General features: G+C 52.0%; 2 tRNA genes. Both read left to right on the top strand.

The annotated features are described in order from the left end of the window. Positions 1-8 precede the first annotated feature (8 nt). Positions 9-93, top strand: a tRNA-Leu gene (locus tag ABWW58_RS17175). 16 nt (positions 94-109) lie between these two features. Continuing rightward, positions 110-195, top strand: a tRNA-Leu gene (locus ABWW58_RS17170). Positions 196-200 lie beyond the last annotated feature (5 nt).

Below are 200 nucleotides of genomic sequence, written 5' to 3'. Positions count from 1 at the left end.
TTTTTTTAGCGGGTGTGGCGGAATTGGCAGACGCGCTAGATTTAGGATCTAGTGTTTTCCAACGTGGGGGTTCGAGTCCCTTCACCCGCACCATTTTATAATTTAATATGCGGTCGTGGCGGAATGGCAGACGCGCTAGCTTGAGGGGCTAGTGGAGGCAACTTCGTGGAGGTTCGAGTCCTCTCGACCGCACCATATTA

This window comes from Sporolactobacillus caesalpiniae (genome assembly GCF_040513385.1).
Classification (GTDB): Bacteria; Bacillota; Bacilli; order Bacillales; family Sporolactobacillaceae; genus Sporolactobacillus.
This window is presented reverse-complemented; position numbering and strand designations above follow the sequence as displayed.